Genomic DNA, 15,950 nt, shown 5'->3' with positions numbered 1-15,950 from the left:
CCTCCCGTTCACGGCAGGCGTCGTCACGCATAGGACCCATTCGCCATGTTCGGACGAACATGTCCGAACGTACACTTGGGGCGAGCCGCTCGCCCTGCCCTGCCCCTACCCCGCGCGTCAGCGCTGGGCGGCCTCGGAGCGCTTGTGGGCGACGTTGCGGAACATGCTGACCGTGCGGTCGAGGCTCTCGAGCGTGTCGCCGAGGGCGCGGGCGTCGGCGCGGGCCAGCTCGCCCTCGGCGCGGCGGACCACGGCCTCGGCCTTGGCGATCGCGTCGCGGCCGAAGCGGGTGCCCGACATCGCCTCCTGGACCTGCGGCAGCAGCTCGCGGATGCTGTCGATCAGCTTCTCGCACTGCTGGCGCCGGCGCTCGAGCTCCTCCGAGGCGCGCAGCTCGATCATGTAGGCCTGCGACTGCTTGACCAGCTCCTTGAGCTCGTCCTCCGTCAGGCCGCTGGTGGCGGTGACGGTGATGCACTGCTCGCGGCCGGTCTCGAGGTCCTTGGCGGCGACGCTGACGATGCCGTCGACGGAGATCGAGAAGGTCACCTCGACCTCGACCTGGCCGCGCGGGGCCTTGCGCAGGCCGCTGAGGATGAACTCGCCGAGCAGCTCGTTCTCGGCCGCCTTCTCGCTCTCGCCCTGCAGCACCAGGATCTTCACCGACGTCTGGTTGTCGCGCACCGTCGTGAAGACGTGGCCGGCGCGGGTCGGGATGGTCGTGTTCTGCTCGATGAGGCGGTGGAAGTAGCCGCCGACGATCATGATCCCGAGGCTGTGCGGGGTGACGTCGAGCAACAGGAGGTCGTGCTGCTCGTCGACCAGCGCGGCGGCCTGGATCGCGGCGCCGAGGGCGACGACCTCGTCGGGGTTGACGCCCTTGCACGGCTCGATGGCGAAGAACTCGGCGACGCGCCGCTGCACCAGCGGCATGCGGGTCATGCCGCCGACCAGCACGACGTCGTCGAGCTGCTTGCGATCGACGCCGGCGCTGGCCAGGGTGCGCTCGCAGATCTTGATCGTCTGGACGACCAGGTCCTCGGTGAGGTCCTCGAGCTGTTGCTGCGTCAGCGGCTCCTGCAGGTGGAACACCTTGCCGCTCGGGCTGGTGTGCAAAAACGGCAGGTCGACGATCACCTCGCGCGCGCTCGACAGGTCGCAGCGGGCCTTCTCCGCCGCGTCCTTGAGCCGCTGCATCGCCATCCGATCCTCGCGCAGGTTGACGCCGGTGTCCTCCTCGAAGGTCTCGATGAGGTACTGCATGACCCGCAGGTCGAAGTTCTCGCCGCCGAGGAAGGTGTCGCCGGCGGTCGAGATGACCTCGAACACGCCGTGGCCGATGGCGAGGATCGAGACGTCGAAGGTGCCGCCGCCGAGGTCGTACACCGCGACCTTGCGCTCGAGGTTCTTGCCGAACCCGTAGGCCAGCGCGGCCGCGGTCGGCTCGTTGATGATGCGGATGACCTCGAGCCCGGCGATCCGGCCGGCGTCCTTGGTGGCCTGGCGCTGGTTGTCGTTGAAGTAGGCCGGGACGGTGATGACGGCCTTCTCGACCGGGACGCCGAGGTGCGCCTCGGCGATCATCTTCATCTCCTGCAGGATGAAGGCGCTGATCTCGGGGACGCTGTAGACCTGGTCGCGGATCTTGAGGCGGATGTCGCCGTGCGGGCCCTCGGCGATGGTGTACGGGCAGGTCTGGGCCACGGTGCGGCCGGCGGTCGAGTTCCACTTGCGACCGATCAGGCGCTTGGCCGCGTAGATGGTGTTCTGCGGGTTGGTCAACACCTGCCGCTTGGCGAGGTGGCCAACCAGCCGCCGCCCGCTCTCCGACAGCGCGACCATCGACGGCGTGGTGCGGTATCCGCCCTTGTTGGGGATGACCTTCGGGACACCTTGCTCGACGATCGCGACGCAGGTGTTGGTGGTCCCCAGGTCGATCCCGACGACGTGCTCGGCCATGACGAGGTCGCAGACCTACCACGCTCAGGGCGTGGGCTGCCGCGCAAAAAGCCGTGTGTAGAGACACATGGCTCAGCGCGCTCCGGTGTCGACCTCGTCGCGGCCGTCCACTTCGAGCTCCGCCAGGTAGCGGGCTCGACGCCGAGGATCGGCGAGGAACTCGGCGGACGCCCGGGCGCGATCGAAGAGTTCGGCGAGGATCGCCGCGAACGCGCCGAGCCGTTTGCCGTAGTAACGATCCGGGTGCAGGTGGCGACAGGTCTCGAGCCAGGCGCGACGGATCGCGGCGCCGTCGCCGGTCGGCGCGAGTCCCAGTCGCTCGAAGTGACCGATCTGATCGCGCCGCGCCCACAACGCGAGCAAGCGGTCCTGCTCGGCGCGCGCGAGGTCGAGATCGTCGCGGACGCGCGGGCCACCGCGCAGCTCGAGCCGCACGCTCCAGCGACCGCCGACGCAACGACACGCGGCCAACCAGCGCGCGACCGGATCGCCGGCCGTCCACGACGGCGGCGAGGCGGCCGACGGCGCGTGCAGCACCGGGCTGGACGGGCCGTGGAGCGGCATTTCGACGGCGGTGGCGGGACGCATGGCGAAAACGAGCCTACCCCGGGGACGCTCGCGTTCGCGCGCCGACCGAGGTGAAGATCGTCACAAAATCGCGCCTCGAGACGGCCCGGGTCCGCGGACCTCGCGGCGGTCCCGAGGGTCCCGAGGCGCCGGTGAGGGAGCGCGGACGCCCGGTGAAGGCCGCGAGAGAACAGCTAGGATGACGCCGGCATGCACCCCCTGCGGGTCCTCGTCGTCGCGCTGTCGCTGGCCGCCGGGCTCGGCTGCAAGCCCAAGGAGCTGCGCGAGCCCAACCACGCGTCGCTGAAGCCGACGTCGGCGCTGATGCCGGAGGCGGATCGCCTGATCAACGGGCTCCTCCTGGGCCGCGTGTCGGAGCTGCACGCGTGGATGTCCCCCAGCCTCAAGTCGGTAGTACGCCCGCCGGAGCTGGCAGCCACCGGCGAGCGCCTGCGGAGCCGCTACGGCCAGCCGATCGGGATCCTCGAAGAGAAGGTCCACAAGGAAGGCGATCTGACCTGGTACTCGGGCCTGGTGGTCTACGCCCGCGGCAAGGCCGGCGCGCCCGACCGCAAGGTGCGGCAGGTGCTGTTCCAGTTCGCCATCACCCCCGACCGCGCGCTCGACCGCCTGCTGGTCCGCGAACACCTGGCGTTCGAGCAGATCGCCGGCCCGGCCCGCCGCTACTCGACGGTGACGCGCCTGCACTTCGTGAGCACCGGCGAGTGGACCATCGTGCACGGCGGCCCGCGCCGCATGACGAACTACCACCACAACCACCGCGGCCAGCGCTTCGCGTACGACATGGTCGTGATGAAGGGTGGCCGCAGCAAGCCGGTCGGCGGCACCGGCAACAAGGCCTCGTACTGCTACGGCTACCCGGTGCTGGCGCCCGCCTCGGGGACGGTGATCCGGGCCGTCAACGACGTGGCCGAGAACGGCCCCGGGGCCACCGGCGAGGGCGGCGGCAACGGCGTCGTCATCGACCACGGGTTCGGCGAGGCGTCGTCGCTGTGGCACATGATCCCGGGCACGGTGAAGGTGAAGGTCGGCGACAAGGTCGAGCTCGGCCAGGAGCTCGGCAAGGTCGGCAACTCGGGCCACAGCAGCGGGCCCCACATCCACTTCCACGTGGCGACCAAGGCGACCTCGCCGCAGGGCGAGCTCGGCCTGCCCGCCCCGTTCGTCGACGTGTACATCGACGGCGCCTGGTACGAGCGCGAGATGCCGGTCCGCAGCGACCGCGTGCGCCGCACCGCCACCGACCGGCTGGAGCGCAAGCAGCGTGGCTCCGCCGAGGTGCTGCTCGACGCCGCGCTCTGAGGGCCGACTGGGGCTCGCGCGTAAATTGGACATGCCCTCGGAGGCATGTCCAAAGTGCCATGCTTCATGAGGCATGTCCCATTCGACATGTCCTCGAGCTCGAACAGCGACAGCTGCCCGGGACCGCCGAAGACCCGCGCAGGCTCGCGGCCGCGGCGATGGGTGCGGGTCCTAGTCGGGCTCGGGCTCGCGGCCGAGCGACATGCACTGGCTCGCGTTCGCCGCCGCGTCGGGCGCTGGCTCGGCTCACGCTCGCGTTCGCGGCGGAGCCGCTGCACCGCTTCACGCGCGGCGGCGTGCGCGGCTCTGGGCCGGCTCGGCGGCGGTCGCCCGGGCGCGCGGGTGGGCGCGCTCGTAGACGTCGACGATCCGGCCGAGGTCGAGGTGGGTGTAGCGCTGGGTGGTGCTGAGGCTCGCGTGACCGAGCATGGCCTGGATGCTGCGCAGGTCGCAGCCGCCCTCGAGCAGGTGGGTGGCGAAGCTGTGGCGCAGGCCGTGCGGGCCGACGCGGGCGCGCGCCCCGGTCGACTCGCAGCGGCGGTAGACTAGGGCGCGCACGCTGCGATCGCCGATCCGCTGGCCGCGACGGCCGAGGAACAGCGCCCGCTCGCCCTTCGCGGGGGCGCGCTTCGAACCTGCACTTTCGGACATGCGCCGCGCGGGCGGCACGAGCTGCTCGCGGACGCGGAGCCAGGCCCGCACGGCGGCGGCGCCGGGTCCACCCAGCGGGACCTCGCGGTCCTTGTTGCCCTTGCCGCCGACGACCCGCAGCGTCAGCTCGTCGCCGTCCCAGCGCAGGTGCTCGAGGTCGAGGGCGACGCACTCGCCGACGCGCAGGCCGGCGCCGTAGAGGATCTCGAGGATCGCGCGGTCGCGCAGGCCGAGCGCGCCGTCGGCGTGGCCGGGGCCGTCGATGATGTCGGTGAGGTCCTCGACCGGGAGCGCGACCGGCAGCCGCTGCGGCAGCTTGGGCCGACGCACCAGCGCGGCCTCGTTGTCGGCCAGCTCTCCGCGCCGGCGCAGGAACTCGGCGAAGCTGCGCAGGGTCGAGAGCTTGCGCGCGGAGGTGCTGGCGGCCTGCTCGCCGAAGCGCTCGGCGAGGTCGGCCCGGACCTCGCGCACGCCCAGATCGGCGAGCTCGGCCGCCCGCCCGCGGCGGGCCTCGAAGCGGTCGAGGAAGTCGAGCAGGTCGCCGCGATAGGCCCGGAGGGTGTGCGGCGAGAGCCTCCGCTCGTCCCGCAGGTGCTCGAGAAAGCGCTCGACCGCGTCGCGCATGCCCGAGGTGTAGCGCGAGGCCGCCGGGTCACGAAATTTGCGTCGCGCCGGCGAGGCCGCCGGGACGCGAGGCGCGCCGGAGGACTTCTGCCGCCCGGGGACCTGCGAGCGAGCGGGCCTCGCGCGTGGCTGCCGCGGCGCACGGGAGCACCTTGAGACCTGCGGATTCGACATGTCTTTCAAGACATCCACGCCCCGGCTCGTCGCGGGTCCACTGCCCTCGGGCGGCTCCCTGCACCTGTCCTTTCCGACATGCTGGGCGCGGGCTCGTCGCTACCCGCCCGCGCCCGCTCACTCACACGCGGGGTCGGCGAGGACGGTCACGCCGCGCTCGCGGAGGGCGCGGATGTCGGCGCAGTCGCCGTCGTCGAGCGGGGCGCCGCGGGCATCGAGGCGGTCGTTCTTGCGGAACGCCTTGATGCCGAGCAGCGCGCTGATGTCGTCGACCTGGGTGTCGCTGATGTCGATCTGGTCGACGCCGAGCACCGTCTCGATCCCGTCGAGGCTCTGCAGCGGGGTGCGAGCGACGCGGAGGAAGTCGAGCTCGAGCCAGTCGGTGACGGGGCCCAGCGCGGTGATCCGGGTGCCACTGGCGGTGAAGTCGACCAGGGCGGTGAGCGGCGCGAGCGGGCCGAGGTCGGTCACGGGGGCGCCGGAGATGTCGAGGGTGGTGAGCGCGGTGACGCCGGCGATCGCCTCGAGGTCGGCGACGTCGAGCGGGGCGTTGAGCAGCCGCAGGACGCGGAGCGCCGGCAAGGTGGTGACGACCGTGTAGTCGTCGGTGGCGCCGTCGATGAGGTCGAGCTGGCGCAGCAGCGGGAGGCCGGTCAGCGGCGCGAGGTCCGGCGCGACGCCCTGCCCGCCGAGGCCGAGGTAGTCGAGGTACTGCAGGCCGGCGACGGGGCCGAGGTCGTCGAGGCCCGGGTTGTCGCGCAGGTCGAGGCGTCGCAGGTCGGCGAGCCCGGCGACCGCGCCGATGTCGGCGATGGCGTTGATCCGGGCGGTGAGCGTACGCAGCTGCGGCAGCACCTCGAGGCCGTCGAGGCTGGTGAGCAGGTTCTCGTCGAGGTCGAGGGTGACGAGGCCGGTGAGGCCGGTGAGGTCGGTGAGCGCGGCGATCTGGTTCTTCTCGAGCCCGAGCTCGACGAGGTCGGGCTTGCCGGCCAGGCCGCTGGTGTCGCGGAGGGCGTTGGCGTTGGCCTCGAGGCGCCGTAGGCGGACCAGGTCGGCCAGCGGGGCGAGCGACTCGATCGCGTTCTCGTCGAGGTCGAGGTACTCGAGCCGCTCGAGGCCGGCGAGCGGGCCGAGGTCGCCGACGGCGTTGCCGTTGAGCGAGAGCGCGAACAATTGATGGAGGCCGGCGAGCGGGCCGAGGTCGCCGATCTTGTTGTCGGACAGGACGAGCGACTCGAGCTCGACGAGGCCGGCGAGCGGGGCGAGGTCGTCGACCTCGCCGCGGGCGACGTCGAGGTGACGCAGCGCGGTCATGCCGGCGACGAAGGCGATCGACTTCACGCCGGCGCCGCCGAGCACGAGCTTCTCGAGCTCGACGAGGCGGGCCAGCGGATCGTGGCCCACGATCGGGTTCTCCGACAGCTCGACCTCGCGCAGCTCGGTGAGCCAGGTCAGCGGGCGGATGTCGGCGATCTCGTTGCGCGCGAGGCCGAGGGTGCGGAGGTTGACGGCGCACTCGAGCCCCTGCAGGTCGGCGATCCCCAGCTCGGCCGCTTGCAAGCCGGTGAGCGTGGCCAGCGACTCCGCGGTGAGCACGGGCTCGCCGGTGGTGCTGTCGTCGTCGTGCGCCTCGGGATCGGCGAGGATGTCGAGGAGCAGCGCGCGCAGGGCCGGATCGGGGACGTCGACCTCGCCCTCGCACACGACCGAACGCTGCGGCGCGAACTCCTCGCGGGCGCACGCGCAGGGGAGCGCGAGCGCGGCGAGCAGCGGGAGGATGGGCCGAACGCGCATGCTGGAGCGGGCCTCACGGTATCACAGGTGCGCGCGCTGGCTGCCCCGATGCGGAGCGGCGCCCTGCCCTGCCGCGCGGGTCACCGCGACCCGGGGCACCGCGCTGAACCTCTCGCGCTCGAGCAGCTCAGCTCGCGCGACTTTGTTGCGCACGAGCGTCCCTTCGGCGAGGTGCTCACGCCGGCGAACGACGCTCAGCCGCCGACGCGGAAGGTGCCGCGCACTGCGGCGTGATCCGAGCCGCCCCAGCCGTCGGTGCCGGCGCCGCGGAGGACGCGGGCGGTGCCCTTGACGAAGCTGCCGCCGCCGCTGCGGGTGGACAGGTAGAGGTGGTCGAGGGCGCGCGTGTCGCCGTCGTACACGTAGGTCCAGTCGTCGTCGCCCAGCTCGGCGGCGACGCGCTCGGTGCCGCCGCCGGCCTCGATCGCCTGCAGCGGCTGCGACTCGGGTACGTCGTTGAGGTCGCCGCCCATCAGCACCAGCGCGTCGGGGTAGTTGTCGGCGGCGAGGTCGATCAGGTCGCGGGCGGCGGTCGCCTCGGCGAGGCGGCGCTCGGGGTCGTCGTCGTTCTTCGACTTGAAGTGGGCGACGAAGGCGATCAGGCGCCGACCGCCGGCGTCGAGGTGGGCCTCGAGGTAGTCGCGGGCGAAGTGGGTCGAGCCGCCGCCCGGCAGCGGGATCGGGGCCTCGCCGTGGCTGCGGATCTCGATCAGCGGCAAGGTCGAGAGGATCGCGGTGTCGATCGAGGCCACGAAGCCGGTCTCGCCGAGGTACGCGGTCTGGAACTGCGGCAGGCGCTCGACCAGCGCGTCGAGGCAGGCCTCGCTCTCGACCTCTTGCAGGAGCACCACGTCGGCCTTCAGCCCGTCGATGGCGTCGGCGATCTGGTCGGCGCGGTAGTCGAACTCGGCCTGCGAGTAGACCTCCTCGAACGCCCCGCCGCCGCACGAGCCGCTGTCGCACACCATGTCGAAGAACAGGTGCACGTTGAAGGTGGCGACGACGATGTCCTCGGGGCCAGGTGGCGGCAGGTCCGGCGGGGCCGGCTCCGAGGTCGAGGTGTCGGCGCCGCCGCTGTCGCTGCTCGCGCCCTCGTCGGGGACCAGCGCCGGGCAGGCGAGCGAGGTCGCCGCGAGGGCCAAGACACTCAGCAAGACGCCCAGCAAATCGGTCAGGCAGAGGCGTGCGCGAGGCATAAGGGCGAGCTTGCCCCGGACGGACGCGCGCGTTGAGTCCTCGAATGTGGATGATGCTGCACGTTCAGACATGGCTCAAAGAACATGTCCCCCAGCGCCGCCCTCGACCGCGACCAGCCGCTCGTGGAGCCGGCGCAGGGCCTCGTGAGCGTTGCGCGGGCTGAGCTCGTCGGGGTGCAAGGCCCGCAGATCGGCGAGGATCGCGGCCAGCGGCGGGGGGACGGCGTCGACCGGCTGCGGGGCCGGCGCGGGCGGGGTGAACAGGTCGAGCTGCGGCATCGGCCGCGCCTCGCCCTGGGCCTGCTCCAGGCGCGTGAGCAGCTTCTGCGCCCGCCGCAGGACCGACGCCGGCAGGCCGGCGAGGCGACCGACCTGGATCCCGTAGCTGCGCTCGGCCGGGCCGGGCTCGACGCGGTGGAGGAAGACGATGCTGCCGCGCTCCTCGTGGACGGTGACGTGGGCGTTGCGCAGGCCGACCAGGCGCGCCTGCAGCTGCGTGAGCTCGTGGTAGTGGGTGGCGAACAGGGCCCGGCAGCCGATCTGGTCGTGGAGGAACTCGGTGATCGCCCAGGCGAGGGCGAGGCCGTCGTAGGTGGCGGTGCCGCGGCCGATCTCGTCGAGCAGGACCAGGCTGCGCGGGGTCGCCTGGCTCAAGATCTGGGCGGCCTCGCGCATCTCGACCATGAAGGTCGACTCGCCGCGGCCGAGGTCGTCGGCGGCGCCGACGCGGGTGAACACGCGGTCGACCACGCCGACGCGGGCGCGCACGGCCGGGACGAAGGCGCCCGCGTGGGCGAGGATCGCCACCAGCGCCGCCATGCGCATCGCCGTGCTCTTGCCGCCCATGTTCGGGCCGGTGAGCAGGGCCAGGCGCCCTGCCCCGCCGCTCGCGGTGGTCGAGGCGCGCAGCGACAGGTTGTTGGGCACGAAGCGGCCGGCGTCGAGCATGCGCTCGACCACCGGGTGGCGGCCCTCCTCGATGTCGAGGACTGGCTCTTCGACCATGTCCGGACGGACATACGCGTGGCTCTCGGCGATCTCGGCCAGGCCGGCCAGCACGTCGAGCCGCGCCAGCGCCTCGGCGACGGCCAGCAGGCGGTCGCCGGCGGCCGAGACCTGCTCGCGCAGCGCGGTGAAGAGCTGCTGCTCGCGCTCGAGCGCGGCCGCGACGGCGCCGAGCACCGCGGTCTCGTGCTCGGCCAGCTCGGCGGTGACGTAGCGCTCGGCGTTGGCGGTGGTCTGCTTGCGTACGTACTCGGCCGGGACCCGCGACAGCTGGGTCTTGAGGACCTCGATGTAGTAGCCGAACACGCGGTTGTGCTGGACGCGGAGGTTGGCGATGCCGGTGCGCTCGCGCTCGCGGGCCTCGATCGCCGCCAGCGCCTCGCGCCCGCCGTCGCGCAGGCCGAGCTGGCGGTCGAGCTCCGCGTCGGCGCCGGCGCGGATCATGCCGCCGTCGCGCTGGTGCGCCGGCGGGTCGTCGACCAGCAGGCGGACCAGCGCGGCGTGGACGTCCTGCAGCAGGTCCTCGCCGAGGTCGAGCAGGACCGGCAGGCGCGCCGCCTCGGCCTGGCTTTTTGAACCTGCCCCTGCGGACATGTCCCCGGGGACCGGTCCCTCGGTGAGCAGCGGGGCGCGCCGGCGGGCCAGCTCGCCGAGCAGCTCGGCGACCCCGGGCAGGGCCGCCAGCGACTGGCGCAGGGCCGCCAGCTCGCGCGGGCTGACGGTGCCGAGGCGGGCGCGCGCGGCCAGGCGGGCGATGTCGCGGACGTCCCGCAGGCGGTCCTGGAGGTCGCCGCGCACCCGCGGCTCGGCGAGCAGCGCCTCGATGGCGTCGTGGCGCTCGCGGATGGCCCCGAGCGCGCGCAGCGGGGCGCCGAGCCAGGCCCGCAAGAGGCGCGCGCCCATGGCGGTGCGGGTGGCGTCGACGGCCCACAGCAGGCTGCCCTTGCGCTGGCCGTCGCGGAGCGTGCGGAACACCTCGAGGTTGCGCAGCGAGGCGTCGTCGAGCACGAGGTGGGCCTCGAAGGCCTGGCGCCGCAGACGGTGCAGCAGCAAGGTCTGGCCCGGCTGGGTGTCCTCGGCGTAGGCCAGCGCGAGCGCGGCGGCCCGCTCCTCGACCGGCACCAGCGCCTCGCCGCCGCTCTCCTCGCGCAGGCGCTTGACGCGGGCCAGCTGCGCGGCGCCCACGGCGGCGGGATCGCGGCCCTCGAGCCGCGGACACAGCGGGCCCAGCTCGAGCCCCAGCCACGGGTGCAGCCCGGGCTCGCACACGATCTCGCGCGGCGCCAGGCGCGACAGGGCCGCCCGCACCGCCCCGGCGCCCTCGCATGTCATGACGAAGAACTCGCCGCACGAGATGTCGAGCACGCCGAGGCCGTAGGTGCCGGCGGCGTCGTGGACCAGCGCGACCAGGTAGTTCGGCTCCTCGCCGCGCAGGTGCTCCTCGTCGACCAGGACGCCCGGGGTGACGACGCGGACGACCTCGCGGCGGACGATCTTGTTGGGGCCCTTGCGCAGGCGGGCCTGCTCCGGCGTCTCCATCTGCTCGCAGATCGCGACCTTGAAGCCGCGCTCGACCAGAGTGCGCAGGTAGCCGCCGATCGCGTGGTACGGCACGCCCGCCATCGGCACCGGGTTCTCGACCTCGCCCTTGTCGCGGGTGGTGACGGCGATCTCGAGGACGGGCGCGACGGTGATCGCGTCGTCGAAGAACATCTCGTAGAAGTCGCCCATCCGGAACATCACGATGGCGTCGGCGAACTGACGCTTGATGTCGAGGAACTGGCGCATGACCGGCGTGTCGGCCGAGTGGTGCGGAGCGTTCACAGCCGGGCCTTAATAGCTCAGCGCGGGTTCGCGCGGCACAGCGGGCACGGCGCATTGCGGCCGCGCAGCGAGAATTCTTTCTGTAATTCCGCTGACAAATCCGGCAGGTGTCGCTCCAGCAACACCTCGATCCGGGCGGACCTCGGGCCGGCGGTTCAGGCGACGACGTCGGCGAGCGCGAGGATCTCGGCGCGGATGGCCCGGCGCTCGTCGCTCAGGTGCGCGAGCAGGTTGCGGCGCACGAGGAACAGGCCGAGGCCGTGCGCGGCGGCCCGCACCGTGGCGAAGCGCTCCCAGAAGTGGAGCGCGGCCCAGCCGGCGATCGGCGCGAACAAGAGGCCGGCGACGAGCCCCGCCTTCAGGCCCCAGGCGTAGCCGGCGCCGAGGCCGACGACCAGCCACGTGAGCGGGAAGAAGGTCATGGCCGCGAGCAGCTTGCCGGTGGCGAGCATGTCCTCGAACTGGCCGGCGACGCGGGCGGCGACCATGCCGCTGATGCGGTACGCGAGGTAGTGGATCGCGGTGCCGGCGAGCGCGAGCGGGAAGACGATCCCGAGCGCGAACAGGCTGCGGAGGGCGTAGCGCAGGCTGGCGGCGAAGGTGATGTTGTGGGGCGCGAGGTGGTCGGGGCCGAGGCCGAGCTCGGCGAGGTCGCGCTCGTAGCGGAGGACGCGGGCGACCAGAGCGTCGAGGCGCGCGGGGTCGCGGGCGCGCAGGCGGGCGTGGCCGGTCAGCAGCTTCTGGCGCAGCTCGAACGCCTCGGCGACGCTCCACGCCTCCTCGCTGGCGGCGGCGAAGATCTCGGAGGTGCGCTCGACGAGCGCGAGGATCTCGTGGTCGTCGCCGTGCAAGGTGACGGCGCGCAGGGCCACGTCGATGTCGCGGGTCAGCGCCGCGACCGCGCCCGGCGGCGGCTCGCCGCGCGCGTCGAGCGGGGCGTACGGGACGCTCAGCGGGGCGCCGAAGTAGACCAGAGCGTCGCTGCGGAACCGCGCCTTGGCGGTGTAGAAGAGGCCGGCCGGGATGATCGTGAGGTCTTCGAGACCTGTCCCGAGGGCAATGCGCGCGGCCCCGGTCTTCATCGGCTTGAGGTCGGGATCGGAGTGCGAGGTGCCCTCCGGGAAGATGGCGACGGCCCGGCCGCGCAGCAGCAGCTCGCGCGCGTGGCGGAACGTGTCCTGGTTGTCGACCCGCGCGCCGCCCTCGTCCTGGCGGCGGTAGACCGGGATCGAGTCGAACGCGCGGACGATGGCCCCGAGGACAGGTGTCTTGAACAGCGGCGCCTTGGCCAGGAACGACACCGGCCGCGGCGACAGACACAGCAGGAAGGCCGGGTCGATCAGCGCGTTGGGGTGGTTGAGCACGAACATCACCGGGCCCTCGGAGGGCACGCGGGACAGCCCGTCGAGCTCGATCCGGCGGAAGAAGATCCGTAACGCGACCCCGAAGATCTGCTCGACGACGCGGCGCAGCACTGGTAGATCCTACCCTTCCTTCGGTCTTGCCGAGTACGGCTGTTGCCCCGGAGGAAGGGCAGGACCCCCGTTCAAACCGTGCATGCGGATTTCCCGCACACGGCTTACCGGTGGACTTTCGGGCCGTTGCATTACGCTGCCTCCGGGTACTGCACGGTCCCCCGCAGACGATGGAGGCCGTGGTTGTGGAAGAAGTCGCGTGTCCAGACCTTGGCCTCCCCCGCGTGGAGATGTCGACCTTTGCGCTTCACCATGAAGGCGCGGAGTCGACTCCATACGTAGGTGTCGATCTGGTTGAACTTCGCGGCGGCGTTCCCGGTGAGGAAGTAGTTGGCCCAGCCGCGCAGCACCGGATTGATGTCGCGGATGATCACCCGCACATCTTTGACCCCGTGGCGGTTACGACCGGTCAGCTCCTTCACACGCTGTCGCACCCGCGTCAAGCTGCGCGTCGAAGGCCAGCGCTGGAGGAAGTACGCTCTGCGGCGTTCCTTCTCCCAGATCGGACCGGACATGCGCTTACGCAGGTGACAGCCGAGGAAGTCGAAGCCTTGCCGTCCCCGGCTCAGCTCGACGCGCCTCGTCTTCTCGGGATGCAGCTCGAGTCGAAGTCGACGCAGGATCTCGCGGACCCTGACCTCGGCCTCCTCGCACGCCTTCCTGGTCCTGCACAGGATCACGAAGTCATCGCAGTAGCGCACGAGCTCGCCCAGGTGGGCGTGCCGTCGCTGCCACAACTTGTCGAGGACGCCGAGGTAGATGTTCGACAGCAGCGGTGAGATGACCCCGCCCTGGGGTGTCCCCGAGAGCATCGCCGTCACCTCGCCGTCTTCCATCACCCCGGCTTCGAGCCATTGCCGCACCAGCTTGAGGACCCTTCGATCCGAGATCCGCATCTCGACGAGCTTCATGAGTCGCTCGTGATCGATGCTGCCGAAGTAGTCGCGGATGTCGGCGTCGAGCACATGGTTTCCACCTCGCGCTCCCAACACGCGCAGGCGCTCGAGCGCCTGCGTCGCGCTGCGCTTCGGCCGGAAGCCATACGAGCACGGAAGGAAGTCCGCCTCGAATATCGGCTCCAACACCAGCTTCGCCGCCATCTGCACCACTCGGTCCCGGACTGTCGGGATCCCCAGCGGCCGCTTCTTCCCGTCCGCCTTCGGGATGTACCGCCGCATGACCGCGCTCGGCCGGTACGTCCCCGCCTCGAGCTCTGCACCGATCTCTTCGAGGAAGCGATCGACGCCGAGCTCTTCCACCTCGGCCAGCGTCTGGGCATCGATGCCCGCTGACCCCCTGTTCTTCTTCACCCGCCTCCATGCTTCCTTCAGGACGTCACGCCTGAAGATGCGGTCGTACAGCGCATGGAAACGTCTTCCCGGATGCCGCTTGGCTGCGGCCCACAGTCGGCGTCGAAGTTCTCGCACTTTGTCACGTGGCCTGCGCCGCGTGGGGTTGTTGGGACCTGTCCTGCAGGCCATGCCCTCGCGCTTACCTTCTTCTCCGACACGACCACCCCAGGGGCCCTTCCCTCCGGCGGCGTTGTTCTGCGCCGCCATCGCCGGTACTACGACCCCCTCGGACTCCCGCTGCACAGCGCTCGACTTCGCCTTCGGCTTATACGAGCCACCTTGCCCCGACACGGGCCGTGCAGACGGGCCTCTCCTGTTCCGCATCGCTCCTTGAACGCGTGCTGCGCCCCCTACCCCGGGTGGACCCCCCGCGCTTTCTGTTCCGGACTCGTGCGCGGTGGACGTGGCCTTCGCCGCGAAGTGATCGGCTCGGCTCCCCCATTGTTTCTCTGACGAGGCTGCAGGCTTCACTTGATGTTGCGGCCCGCGTTCTTGCTCCCTCCGTAGAGGCTCTTGACGCCCCGCTCGGGCCGCGAGGATCTCTCCTCGCGCCTGGGGCCTGCTACCGGGCGCTCCGGCGCTTACCCGGACGGGACTTTCACCCGCTGGAACGGTGCAGCATGACGCGGCCGACCCGCCCCCTCCGGGGTCCTGCTCGTCCGTGTCTTCAGGACGCACCACCTGCACAGTATAATGAGGATGCGGCGCCGCGGGCGTGGTAAGGATCCGGGATGTCGCCCACCGCAGCCGACCTCCGGAGCCGCTGGAGCCTCGATCCCGAGGTCGTGTTCCTCAACCACGGCAGCTTTGGCGCCTGCCCCCGCGCGGTGCTCGCCGTCCAGGAGGAGCTGCGACGGCGCATGGAGCGTGAACCCGTGCGCTTCTTCCTCCGCGATCTGCAGGCCCCGCTCGCGGCCGCGCGCGAGGCGGTGGCCGCGTTCGTCGGCGCCGACCCGCTCGACCTGGTGTTCGTGCGCAACGCGACCGAGGGCGTCAACGCCGTCCTGCGCTCGCTCGAGTTCGCCGCCGGCGACGAGCTGCTCATCACCTCGCACGGCTACAACGCCTGCAACAACGCAGCTCGCTACGTGGCTCTTCGGACAGGTGCGCGGGTCGTCACCGCCGTCCTGCCCTTCCCCATCTCCGGGCCCGACGAGGTGGTGGCGGCGATCCTCGCCGCGGTCACCCCGCGCACCCGCCTGGCGCTCGTCGACCACATCACCAGCCCGACCGGCCTGGTCCTGCCGATCGCCGCCATCGTCGCCGCCCTGCGCGAGCGCGGCGTCGACTGCCTGGTCGACGGGGCCCACGCGCCGGGGATGGTGCCGCTCGACCTCGACGCGATCGGCGCGGCCTACTTCACCGGCAACCTGCACAAGTGGGTGTGCGCGCCCAAGGGCGCGGCGATCCTGCACGTCCGCCGCGACCGCCAGGCGCCGATCCACCCGGCGGTGATCAGCCACGGCTTCGGCGCCCCGGCCTCGGCCTCGCGGCTGCACGCCGAGTTCGACTGGACCGGGACCGCCGACCCGACGCCGTGGCTGTGCGTGCCGGCCGCCCTGCGCGAGCTCGGCGAGATGCTGCCCGGCGGCTGGCCCGAGGTGCAGGCCCGGAACCACGCGCTGGTGTGCGCCGGCCGCAAGATCGTCGCCGCGGCGATCGGCGCCGAGCTGCCTGCCCCCGAGGACATGCTCGGGAGCCTGGCCAGCCTGCCCCTTCCGCCAGGTCCCGAAGGCCAGGAGGTCACGCCCCTGACCTCCGACGCGCTGCAGGACGCGCTGCTGCTGCGCCACGGCATCGAGGTGCCCGTCCCGCCGTGGCCGGCCCCGCCGCAGCGGCTGATCCGGATCTCCGCCCAGCTGTACAACGAGGTCGCCCACTACGAGGCGCTGGCGCGCGCGCTGCGGGTCGAGCTCGCGGGGATGTTCGGACATGCTCTCATCGACATGTCCGAAGAGACACTCCACTGGGTGCCCGACACGACGACCTCGCGCAAGTGACCCTGC

General features: G+C 71.8%; 10 protein-coding genes. 2 read left to right on the top strand and 8 right to left on the bottom strand.

Annotation, left to right across the window (positions count from 1 at the left end):
- Window positions 1-117 precede the first annotated feature (117 nt).
- Both dnaK and O0S08_RS20435 read right to left on the bottom strand, forming a co-directional pair.
- On the bottom strand, window positions 118-1,959 hold the full coding sequence (gene dnaK, locus O0S08_RS20440; protein WP_269040878.1) for a molecular chaperone DnaK: 1,842 nt from the start codon (window positions 1,957-1,959) through the stop codon (window positions 118-120).
- 72 nt (window positions 1,960-2,031) lie between these two features.
- On the bottom strand, window positions 2,032-2,547 hold the full coding sequence (locus O0S08_RS20435) for a J domain-containing protein (protein WP_269040877.1): 516 nt from the start codon (window positions 2,545-2,547) through the stop codon (window positions 2,032-2,034).
- 189 nt (window positions 2,548-2,736) lie between these two features.
- Here O0S08_RS20435 and O0S08_RS20430 point away from each other — a divergent pair, with 189 nt between their 5' ends.
- On the top strand, window positions 2,737-3,849 hold the full coding sequence (locus O0S08_RS20430) for a M23 family metallopeptidase (RefSeq protein ID WP_269040876.1): 1,113 nt from the start codon (window positions 2,737-2,739) through the stop codon (window positions 3,847-3,849).
- Window positions 3,850-4,131: 282 nt separating this feature from the next.
- On the opposite strand, the gene O0S08_RS20425 is transcribed toward O0S08_RS20430, so the two are convergent.
- From O0S08_RS20425 to ltrA, 6 genes are all read right to left on the bottom strand, one after another.
- Window positions 4,132-5,124 carry a tyrosine recombinase XerC gene (locus O0S08_RS20425; RefSeq protein WP_269040875.1) on the bottom strand — a complete coding sequence of 331 codons (993 nt, stop codon included), beginning with the start codon at window positions 5,122-5,124 and terminating at the stop codon, window positions 4,132-4,134.
- 291 nt (window positions 5,125-5,415) lie between these two features.
- Window positions 5,416-7,092 (bottom strand): leucine-rich repeat domain-containing protein, encoded by a 1,677-nt coding sequence (locus tag O0S08_RS20420; RefSeq protein ID WP_269040874.1) that lies wholly within the window; start codon window positions 7,090-7,092, stop codon window positions 5,416-5,418.
- A 194-nt stretch (window positions 7,093-7,286) separates the two neighbouring features.
- Window positions 7,287-8,246: an endonuclease/exonuclease/phosphatase family protein gene (locus O0S08_RS20415; protein WP_269040873.1), complete on the bottom strand. Its 960-nt coding sequence runs from the start codon at window positions 8,244-8,246 to the stop codon at window positions 7,287-7,289.
- A 117-nt stretch (window positions 8,247-8,363) separates the two neighbouring features.
- Entirely contained in the window at window positions 8,364-11,117 is a 2,754-nt protein-coding gene (gene mutS / locus O0S08_RS20410) for a DNA mismatch repair protein MutS (RefSeq protein ID WP_269040872.1), read from the bottom strand.
- 155 nt (window positions 11,118-11,272) lie between these two features.
- Entirely contained in the window at window positions 11,273-12,592 is a 1,320-nt protein-coding gene (locus O0S08_RS20405) for a lysophospholipid acyltransferase family protein (protein WP_269040871.1), read from the bottom strand.
- A 131-nt stretch (window positions 12,593-12,723) separates the two neighbouring features.
- Window positions 12,724-14,151 carry a group II intron reverse transcriptase/maturase gene (ltrA, locus tag O0S08_RS20400; protein ID WP_269032840.1) on the bottom strand — a complete coding sequence of 476 codons (1,428 nt, stop codon included), beginning with the start codon at window positions 14,149-14,151 and terminating at the stop codon, window positions 12,724-12,726.
- 524 nt (window positions 14,152-14,675) lie between these two features.
- On the opposite strand from ltrA, the gene O0S08_RS20395 reads away from it, so the two are divergent.
- Window positions 14,676-15,944: an aminotransferase class V-fold PLP-dependent enzyme gene (locus O0S08_RS20395; protein ID WP_269040870.1), complete on the top strand. Its 1,269-nt coding sequence runs from the start codon at window positions 14,676-14,678 to the stop codon at window positions 15,942-15,944.
- The last annotated feature ends 6 nt before the right edge of the window (window positions 15,945-15,950 follow it).

The sequence above is a fragment of the Nannocystis punicea genome (genome assembly GCF_026965555.1).
GTDB classification, from domain to species: Bacteria; Myxococcota_A; Polyangia; order Nannocystales; family Nannocystaceae; genus Nannocystis; species Nannocystis punicea.
The sequence above is the reverse complement of the archived record's forward strand: the minus strand, read 5'-3'. Positions and strand labels throughout refer to the sequence as shown.